Origin of the sequence: Streptomyces sp. NPDC006435 (genome assembly GCF_040612315.1) — a bacterium.
In the GTDB taxonomy this organism is placed as follows: Bacteria; Actinomycetota; Actinomycetes; order Streptomycetales; family Streptomycetaceae; genus Streptomyces.
In genome coordinates this window covers 66,355-75,773 of sequence record NZ_JBEXPY010000040.1, presented here as the reverse complement: position 1 = coordinate 75,773, position 9,419 = coordinate 66,355, and the positions used below count along the sequence as shown (strand labels likewise).

The window sequence follows — 9,419 nt, the reverse complement described above, 5'->3', positions numbered from 1 at the left end:
TTGTTTGTGTCTGTGTGGGGGGGTGTCCCGGGGGGGGGGGGGGGGGGGGGGGGGGGGGGGGGGCGGGGGGGGGCGGGCGCCCCCCCCCCCCCCCCCCCCGGCGCCATCGCCTCCCACGGTTCGGCCGAACGGCACCGGCGGCTTGAATACACCTCTCCGCACTGATCCGGCCAGGGCCGCGTCAGCCCCGTTCCGGCGCCGGCCGCATCACCGCGGGCCTCTCCTCAGAAGAAGACCCCGCACCGCAGCAGCACGTTCGCGTACGGCCGCGCCTCCCCCGTCCGCACCACCAGCCGGGCACCCGCCGAGAGTGCCTTGAGCTCGTCGTGGGGTACGTGGGCGAGGTCCGGGAGGCGGGCGGCCAGCAGGCTCGCGGTCTCCGGGTTGGCCTCCCGCACCTCGTCCGCCGCGGTCGCGCCCTCCACCACGAGTTCGTCCAGCAGACCGTCGAGCACCTCGGCGAACGACGGGACGCCGGCCCGGAAGGCCAGGTCGACGACGCGGGGGCCGGCCGGGATGGGCATGCCCACGTCGCAGATCAGCACTCCGTCGCCGTGGCCCAGCTCGGCCAGGGCCCCGGCGAGGTGCCGATTGAGGATTCCGGCCCGCTTCACGGGGCCGGGACTTCCGCCGCGGTCGGGAAGGACGCCTGCGCGCCCTGCCGGGTGACGGCCGCCGCGCCCACCCGCACGGCGAACGCGGCGGCCTCGGCGAGTTCCTCGCCCAGGCCCAGCCGCCAGGCCAGGGCCGCGGTGAACGCGTCGCCCGCCCCGGTGGTGTCCACGGCCTCGACCGCGAGGCTCGGCACGGGCACGACATCGCCCGTGCGGCCGTCCGCGACGAGTGCTCCCGCCGCGCCCAGCGTGATCACGACCGACTTCGGGCCGAGCCCGAGCAGTGCCCGTGCCCACTCCCCCGGTGTGCTGCCCGCGTCCCCGCCCAGGATGTAGCGCGCCTCGTGCTCGTTGACCACCAGCGGGTCGCAGGCGGCCAGCACCCGGTCGGGCAGGGGCGCGGGCGGGGACGGGTTCAGCACCAGCCGGGTCTCGGGCGGCATCGCGGCCGCCACCTCGGCGACCGTCTCCAGCGGGATCTCCAGCTGTACGGAGACGACCCGGGCGGCGGCGAGCAGGGCACCGGCCGCCCGGACGTCCTTTGGGGTGAGGCGGGCGTTGGCCCCCGGCGACACCACGATGCTGTTGTCGCCCGAGGGGTCCACGGTGATCAGCGCGACACCGGTGGGGGCCCCGCCGACGAGCACGCCGTCGGTGTCGACGCCCGCCGCCCGCTGGGACTCCAGCAGCAGACGGCCGTGCGCGTCGTCGCCGACCCGGGCCAGCAGGGCCGTCCGGGCCCCGAGGCGGGCGGCGGCGACCGCCTGGTTGCCGCCCTTGCCACCCGGGTGGACGGCCAGATCGGAGCCGAGCACCGTCTCGCCGGGGGCGGGGCGGCGTTCGACGCCGACGACCAGGTCGGCGTTGGCGGAGCCCACGACCAGCAGGTCGTACCGGTCGTGCTCGCTGTCGTACATGGTTCCTGCTTTCCGTGGTCGGACACTGCTCGGTGCGCGCTTCTGCCGCCCGGTCGCGGCCGGGTCCGCCCGAACGCGACCGGGCGGACCCGGAGCACTCGGGCGGACCCGGAGCGCTCGGGCGGACCCGGCCGTGCTCAGGAGAAGTCGGCGACGTTCTTCCCGGTGACGACCTTGACCGGCACCTTCACCATGTCGTCGATCCTCTCGCCCTTTGCCGCCTTCACCGCGTTCTGCACGGCGATCCGGCCCAGTTCCTTCGGCTGCTGGGCCACCGACGCGTACAGCGTTCCGGCGGTGACCGCCTTCAGGCCGTCCGGGGTTCCGTCGAATCCGACGACGGACACCGACTTCCCGGCCCTGCCGCCGAGTGCCTTGACCGCGCCGAGCGCCATCTCGTCGTTCTCCGCGAAGACACCGGTGATGCCCGGGTGGGACTGGAGCAGGTTGGTCATGACGTCCAGGCCCTTCGTGCGGTCGAAGTCCGCCGGCTGCTCGGCCACGACCTTGATGCCCGGGTACGCCTTCAGTCCCTCGGCGAATCCCGCGCCTCGCTCACGACTGGCCGAGGTGCCGGCCGTTCCCTGCAGGATGACGATGCTGCCCCGGCCGCCGAGCTTCTCGGCCAGTGCCTCGGCCGCGAGCCTGCCGCCCGCGACGTTGTCGGACGCCACGAGCGTCGCGGTCCGGGCGTCGTTGACGCCCCGGTCGGCGGCGACCACCGGGATGTCCGCCTTGTTGGCGCCCCGGACGGCGGGGCCCGCGGCGTCCGAGTCCACCGGGTTGACGATGATCGACTTCATGCCCGAGCTCGTGAAGTTCTGGAGCTGGTTGGCCTGCTGCGAGGCGTCGTTCTGCGCGTCGGTGACGGTGAGGTCGACTCCGGCCTTCTCCGCCTCGGCCTGCGCGCCCGCCTTCATCTGCACGAAGAAGGGGTTGTTGAGCGTGGAGAGCGACATGCCGACCTTGGTGCTGCCGCCGGAGGAGCCGGAGTTGAAGTAGGACACCCCGCCCACGACGACGGCCACGCAGAGTGCGGCGACGGCGAACTTGACCGCTCCCCCGCGGCCGGATCCCGGCGAGCCCGGCGCGGCGGACGAACCGCCCGGTGCGGCGGCCCCGGAACCGGCCTTGCGGCGGAGCGTGTCCAGCAGCACCGCGAGGGCGATGACGACACCGATGACGACCTGCTGCCAGAACGCGGAGACGGAGAGGAGGTTGAGCCCGTTGCGCAGAACGGCGAGGATCAGTGCGCCGATCAGGGTTCCGGACGCCTTGCCGACACCGCCGGCGAGGCTGGCCCCGCCGATGACCACGGCGGCGATCGCGTCGAGTTCGTACCCCTGCGCGGCCTGCGGCTGCGCCGAGGTCAGCCGGGACGCCAGGACGATGCCCGCGACCGCGGCGAAGAGACCGGACAGGGCGTAGATGGCCAGCTTCTGCCGCTTGACCCGCAGTCCGGAGAGCCGGGCCGCCTCCTCGTTGCCGCCGATCGCGTACATCGAGCGGCCGATGTAGGTGCGGGCCAGGATCAGGGCCGCGATCAGCCCCATCACGACCATCACCAGGACCGGGACGGGCAGCCAGCCGCCGAGCGTGTCGCCGAGCACGGAGACCGGTTCGGGGAAGTCGATCGGCTTGCCCTGCGAGACGACCAGGGACAGGCCGCGCGCGATCGACAGCATCGCCAGGGTCGCGATGAACGGCGGCAGTTTGCCGTACGAGACGAGCGCCCCGTTGACGAAGCCGCACGCCGCCCCGGTGGCGACGGCAAGGACGACCGCCAGCCAGACCGGCAGCCCCGCCGAGGTCGCCGTCCAGGCCAGGACCGTCGCCGAGAGCGCGGCGACCGAGCCCACGGACAGGTCGATGCCCGCCGAGACGATGACGAAGGTGACGCCGAACGCGAGGATCGCGGTGACGGCCGCCTGCACCCCGATGTTCAGCAGGTTCTGGGTGGTCAGGAAGTCGCCGGAGAGCAGCGACATCGCCACCAGCAGGACGACCAGGGCGCTCAGCGCGCCGTTGTCGAGCAGGAGCCGGCGGAACGTGTGCCCCGCGGCGCCACCGGCGCCCGTATCGCTCTTGAGCGTGTCAGTGGCCACGGGGGCTCTCCTCTTCGTTCGCAGCCGGTTCCGCTGTCGCGGTTGTCGTGGTTGCCGTGGTTGTCGTGGGGGGTGTGGTTGTCGTGGGGGGTGTGCCGACGGCGAGGGCCATCACCGCGTCCTGGGTCGCCTCGTGCGCGGGGAGTTCCCCCGCGATCCGGCCCTGGGACATGACCAGCACCCGGTCGCTCATGCCGAGGACCTCGGGCAGGTCGCTGGAGATCATCAGTACCGCGTGGCCCGATGCCGTCAGTTCGTTGATCAGCTGGTAGATCTCGACCTTGGCGCCGACGTCGATGCCGCGGGTCGGTTCGTCGAGGATCAGCACCCTGGTGTCGGCGAGCAGCCACTTGCCGATCACGACCTTCTGCTGGTTGCCGCCGGAGAGCGTGCGGACGTGCTGGCCGAGGCCCGCCATCCGTACGCCGAGTTGTTCGGCGATCCGGGCGGCGGCCGCACGCTGTCCCTTGAGGTCCACCAGGCCGGAGCGGCTCGCGGAGCGCAGGGTGACCAGGCCGAGGTTCTCCTGCACCGAGGCGTCGAGCACCAGGCCCTGCCCCTTGCGGTCCTCGGGCACGAGGCCGATTCCGGCGCCCATCGCCGCGGTGACGTCGTACCCGGCCAGCCGCTCGCCGAGCACCTCGACGGTGCCGCGGTCGTAGGGGTCGGCGCCGAAGACGGCGCGGGCGACCTCGGTGCGTCCGGCGCCGACCAGACCGGCGAGGCCGACCACCTCCCCGGCCCGCACGTCGAAGTCGATGTCGTGGAACACGCCGTCGCGGGTCAGGCCGCGCACGGACAGCAGCGGCTCCCCGGCCCCCGGGCGTTCGCGGGGGTACTGCTGGTCGATGCTGCGCCCCACCATCAGCTGCACGAGCTCCGCCTCGGGCGTCGACGCGGGCACCTGGTCGATGCTCCGCCCGTCGCGCAGCACCGTGACCCGGTCGCCGAGCGCCGCGATCTCCTCCAGGTGGTGGGTGATGAAGACGACGCCGACACCGTCCGCACGCAACTGCCGGACGATCCGGAAGAGCTTGTCGACCTCCTCCGAGGTGAGGACCGCGGTCGGCTCGTCCATGATCAGGACGCGTGCGTCCAGGCTGAGCGCCTTGGCGATCTCCACCATCTGCAGCCGGGCGATGCCCAGTTCGCGGATCCTGGCCCTCGGCGACACGTGCAGGCCGACGCGACGCAGGAGCACCTCGGCGTCCGCCTCCATGCGGCGCCGGTCGATCAGTCCGAAGCGGCGCGGCTGCCGGCCGAGGAAGATGTTCTCGGCGACCGTGAGATCCGGTACCAGGTTGAACTCCTGGTAGATCGTGGCGATTCCGAGCCGTTCGGCGTCCTGAGCGCCGTTGATCCTGACCTCGCGCCCTTGGACGAAGATCCGGCCGCCGTCCGGGCGGTGGGCACCGGAGAGCATTTTGATGAGCGTGCTCTTGCCGGCTCCGTTCTCACCGAGCAGGACGTGCACCTCGCCGCCGCGCAGGTCGAAGTCCACGCCGTCCAGGGCGACCACGCCGGGGAAGGTCTTGCGCACCCCCTCGATGCGCAGCAACTCGTCCGGATTGCTCACAGGTTGCTCCTCTGGTCCGGGGCGGGTTCACCGCAGGAACGGCGTACGACGAGACGGGCGGGAAGGGTGACGGACTGCGGGGACCGGCCGTCGACGATGTCGACCAGTGCGCGGACGGCGGCACGGCCGAGGTCACCCGTCGGCTGGGCGATCGCCGTGATCGGCGGGTCGGTGTGGACGAACCACGGGATGTCGTCGAACGCGGCGAGCCCGATGTCCTGCGGGACGCGCAGACCGGCCGCCCGGATGGCGTCCAGCGCGCCGAGCGCCATCAGGTTGTCGGCGGCGAAGACGATCTCGGGCGGTTCGGGGAGCGCCAGGAAGCCCTCGGTGACGCGCCGGCCGCTGTCCGCCTGGAAGTCGCCCTGGCCGATGTAGGCGTCGGGCAGGGTGAGTTCGTACGCGTGCAGCGCCTCGCGGAAGGCCTCGACGCGCTCGGCGCCCGTGGTGGTGGCCGCGGGGCCCGCGATGATGGCGAGCCTGCGGTGGCCCAGCGCGTGCAGATGGGCGACCAGGTCCCGGATCGCACCCCGGCCGTCGGCGCGTACGACGGGGACGTCGACGGCGGGCATCCACCGGTCCACGAAGACCATCGGGGTACCGCCGCGCGCCACGTCCGCCATCAGCGTGGAGTCGCCGTCCGCGGGAGAGACGAGCAGCCCGTCGATCCTCCGGTCGAGGAGCGTACGGACGTGGTGGTCCTGGAGCCCCGGCCGCTCGTCGGCATTGCCGATGATGACGCTGTAGCCGAGGGCCCGGGCCTCCTCCTCGACGAAGCGGGCCAGCTCCGTGAAGTACGGATTGAGCACATCGCTGATGACCAGGCCGAGCGTGCGCGTCTGGTCGGTGCGCAGCGAGCGGGCGACGGCATTGGGCCGGTAGCCGAGGGCGTCGACGGCGGCGAGGACCCTGGTCCGCGCATCCGGGCTGACGGAGGGATGACTGTTCAGTACGCGGGAGACCGTGGCGACAGAGACTCCCGCCCGAGCCGCGACGTCCTTGATGCTCGTCATGTCCGGACCACCTCCTTGTGGTTTCCGTGAGCCTCGAAACCAGTGGAACGGAGCCATGGAATCGATTACACGCATGATTGGAAACGATTACACGTTCGAAATCAAGACCTCACCCACTCGCCGAGGCCGGATTGTGACGAGCGCGATGCACGTCGGAACGACCCGGGGGCCGGGCGCCCCGGGCCCCCGCCGGCACCCCTCACCCCTCGCCCAGGCCCTGCACGCCCTCGTCGCGAAGGGCGCCGCCCGGCCCGCCCCGGAGGCGTCGCCCCCGCTCGTCCCGAGGGCACCATCCGGCCAATTCTTGACGCGCACCTGACATTTATTGGTGTTTCTGGGACCGTCCATGGCACACGCCCGTCCGTATCCCCGCCGCGCACGCGGACAAGGCACCGCTCGTCCCCCACAAGGGCGCGGCACGAAGGAGTGACATGAGGCTCACACCGAAAATCTCATGCATCGCCGCCCTGACCGTCGCGGTCGTCGCCGGAGCGTCCACCGCGGCGAGCGCCCTGGGCCCGACGGCCTCGCAGGTCGACGGCAGCATCACCGCCGCGGGCAGCACCTGTACCTGGACCAACGCCACCGCCAGCGCGAACCCGCCCACCGCCCTGACCATCGACCGCGCCACCGTCAACAGCAGTGTGAGCTGCGGCGGCGGTGCGAGCGCCACTCTCAACAACAACCCGACAGTCACCTTCGACGACGCGGCGGGCCTCGCGACGTCCGACCTCATCGACATCACGGTGAAGCAGTCCATCGTCACCTGCAGCTACCGGGCCGCGAACGTCGGGTGGGCCCGCAGCGGCTCCACCCGCACTTACCAGAACAAGGCGTTCACCGCGACGAAGAGCTCGGGCAGCTTCCTCTGCCCGGGATCGATCTCCGCCCCCGCCGGCTCCGCCTCCCTGAACTTCCACTGATCCCCGCGCCTCCACGACGCCGTCCGGGCGTCGCCTCCGGTGGGTTTCCGTCGGAGGCGGCGCCCGGCAAGCGAGGCCGGTTCCGCCGGTTCGGGCACGGACCGACCGGCCCCGGCGCAGTCCGTCGCCCCGGGCACGGTCCGGCCGGCTCAGGCACGGGTCCATCGCACGGACACGAACCAACCGGCTCGGACACGAACCGGCCGGGAGGCCCGGTCCCTCAGACGGGAGAACCGGTCCGGGGCCGTCGCAGCGCCAGGGCGGCCAGGGCGGCGGGGGCGTCCTCCGGGCCGCGGATGCCCGGGAAGGCGTTGATGTCGACGACGACGGGCTCGCCCTCGCGGTCCAGCAGGTCGACGCCGTAGACGTCCAGGCCGAACACCTCGCCCACGCGGAGGGCCGTCCCGGCCCAGGCCCGGGGCAGTTCCCCGACCAGCGGCGCGGACCGGGCACCGTACGGCGGGGCCCCCACCGGCGCGGGACGCACCGCCGTGAACACCCGCCCCGCGATCACCCACACCTTGTGGTCCCAGCCGCTGTTCGCGACGAACTCCTGAAGGACAACCGGTTCATCGGGCCACCGGGCGGCGAGCTCCCGCAGTTCGGCCGGACCGTCCGCACGGGCCACCAGGTCGGCGCGCCGGCTGTGCCGGCTCTTGACCATCAGCGGACAGCCGCTGCCGGGCCACTCCGTTCCGGAGAGGACTTCGGACAGCGCGCCCAGGGTCCTGGTGCGGGGCATCGGCAGCCCCGCCCCCTCGGCCACCGCGGCGAGCCTGCTCCGGTCCTGGCACAGCTCCGTCGCGGCGGCGGAGTTCACCACCCGGGCGCCGCGTTCTTCGAGGGAACGGGCCAGGGCCAGCGCCCCGGGTGTGTGCGCCTTGAGGAGGTAGGTGTCGGCGAGGTCGTCCGGAGCGACCCGGTCCTGCGCGGGCCCACCCCCGGAGTCCGGGTCCAGGAACGTCACCCGGTGCCCCTCCCGGACCAGTACGTCGGCGGTGGCGGCGAGCATCGGGTGGTCCGGCTTGTCGGTCAGCAGGCACACCCTCATATCTGGACGACTCCCGGTACGGCCACCGGCATGCCCGCTCCGGGTCCCGGGGGGATCTGCGGGCGGGACCGGCCGAGGGGGATCTGCGGCTGGACGGGAACCTGTGGGGCCTGGGCGGGCGTGCCCGTCCCGGCGACGCCACCGTTCCTGGCCAGGTCGAGGACGGCTCCGGCCACCCGGGTCACCGCGTCGGGCACCCGACGGAAGCTCGGGAAGTCGTTGATGTCGACGATCACGGGGCCGTCGGGTCCGAACACCACGTCGATGCCGTACAGGTCGAGCCCGAAGACCTTCCCCACCTCCGCCGCCACCGCGGCCACCTCGTCGGACAACGGAACCGGGCCCTCGTCGGCCGGTCCGTCCGGGTGGATCGGGGAACGCCGCAGGGTCGCGTGGAATTCACCCGCGAGGCAGTAGACCTTCAGGTCCGTACCGGGGTTGGGCACATAGGGCTGTGCGATCAACTGGCCCTCGCCCGCCTGCTCCGCCCCGGCCAGCCCCCCGGGGTCCGCCACCAGTCGCACCCCGCGCCCCGAGCTGCCGTCGGCGGGTTTGACCACCAGGGGGAACAACTCGTCGGGAACGTCCGCGAACATGGCGGCCCGCGGCGCCGAATAGGTCACCGGAACTGGCAGCCCGTGCTGCCGCGCGATGACCGAGGTGAGGACCTTGTCGCGCACCGCGCGGATCGACCGCGCATCGTTCACCGTGGTCAGCCCCACGGCCGCCGCGGCCTCCAGCATGGCCAGCCCCGGGCCGCCGGACACGGTCTTGAGCACCCAGGCGTCGTGGGTGCCCGCCCGCACCTCCTCCGAGACCCGCAACAGGGAACCGCCCGGTCGCATCACGTCCACCTGGTGACCCCACGACGACAATCGCCGGGCCACGTCGAGCGGCATGCCGTCATTCCGGTACAGCTCTTCGACGAGGAAGCAGAGCTTCATCCCAACACCCCTCGGCGCCCTCACGGGTGATGAGGGCGCAACGATGCTCCGCGGTGCTCTGCCGAACACCGCCAAAAGGGCAACGCTACGTCACGCTCATACCAAAGCCACGACGGCCAGGTGTCGCTGACACCACGTCGAACACGAACCGCGCCTCACGGGCCACCACCACGCCGTATGCGGAAAACGCATGAGAGGTGTCAATTCTGTCTTTGTGCAAATGAGTCGGCCGACGGCCGGCTGCCGACCGTGCCCCTCACGGAGCCCCTACCACCC

General features: G+C 72.4%; 8 protein-coding genes. 1 reads left to right on the top strand and 7 read right to left on the bottom strand.

The window, feature by feature from the left end:
* Positions 1–224: 224 nt before the first annotated feature.
* From rbsD to ABZZ04_RS30560, 5 genes are all read right to left on the bottom strand, one after another.
* Positions 225–614, bottom strand: a complete 390-nt coding sequence (rbsD, locus tag ABZZ04_RS30580) for a D-ribose pyranase (protein WP_356935468.1) — start codon at positions 612–614, stop codon at positions 225–227.
* Positions 611–1,531 carry a ribokinase gene (locus ABZZ04_RS30575; RefSeq protein WP_356935467.1) on the bottom strand — a complete coding sequence of 307 codons (921 nt, stop codon included), beginning with the start codon at positions 1,529–1,531 and terminating at the stop codon, positions 611–613. Before ABZZ04_RS30575 ends, rbsD begins: the two co-directional genes overlap by 4 nt.
* A gap of 137 nt (positions 1,532–1,668) precedes the next feature.
* Positions 1,669–3,636: a substrate-binding domain-containing protein gene (locus ABZZ04_RS30570; protein WP_356935466.1), complete on the bottom strand. Its 1,968-nt coding sequence runs from the start codon at positions 3,634–3,636 to the stop codon at positions 1,669–1,671.
* Positions 3,626–5,212 (bottom strand): sugar ABC transporter ATP-binding protein, encoded by a 1,587-nt coding sequence (locus ABZZ04_RS30565; RefSeq protein ID WP_356935465.1) that lies wholly within the window; start codon positions 5,210–5,212, stop codon positions 3,626–3,628. Before ABZZ04_RS30565 ends, ABZZ04_RS30570 begins: the two co-directional genes overlap by 11 nt.
* Positions 5,209–6,225, bottom strand: a complete 1,017-nt coding sequence (locus ABZZ04_RS30560) for a LacI family DNA-binding transcriptional regulator (RefSeq protein WP_356935464.1) — start codon at positions 6,223–6,225, stop codon at positions 5,209–5,211. Before ABZZ04_RS30560 ends, ABZZ04_RS30565 begins: the two co-directional genes overlap by 4 nt.
* A 431-nt stretch (positions 6,226–6,656) precedes the next feature.
* Here ABZZ04_RS30560 and ABZZ04_RS30555 point away from each other — a divergent pair, with 431 nt between their 5' ends.
* Positions 6,657–7,148: a hypothetical protein gene (locus ABZZ04_RS30555; RefSeq protein WP_356935463.1), complete on the top strand. Its 492-nt coding sequence runs from the start codon at positions 6,657–6,659 to the stop codon at positions 7,146–7,148.
* 220 nt (positions 7,149–7,368) lie between these two features.
* Here the strand turns inward: ABZZ04_RS30555 and ABZZ04_RS30550 are convergent, their stop codons facing one another.
* Positions 7,369–8,199 (bottom strand): alpha-L-glutamate ligase, encoded by an 831-nt coding sequence (locus ABZZ04_RS30550; protein WP_356935462.1) that lies wholly within the window; start codon positions 8,197–8,199, stop codon positions 7,369–7,371.
* The gene (locus tag ABZZ04_RS30545; RefSeq protein ID WP_356935461.1) at positions 8,196–9,143 is read right to left on the bottom strand and encodes an ATP-grasp domain-containing protein; all 948 of its coding nucleotides are present in this window, start codon (positions 9,141–9,143) and stop codon (positions 8,196–8,198) included. Before ABZZ04_RS30545 ends, ABZZ04_RS30550 begins: the two co-directional genes overlap by 4 nt.
* Positions 9,144–9,419: the final 276 nt, after the last annotated feature.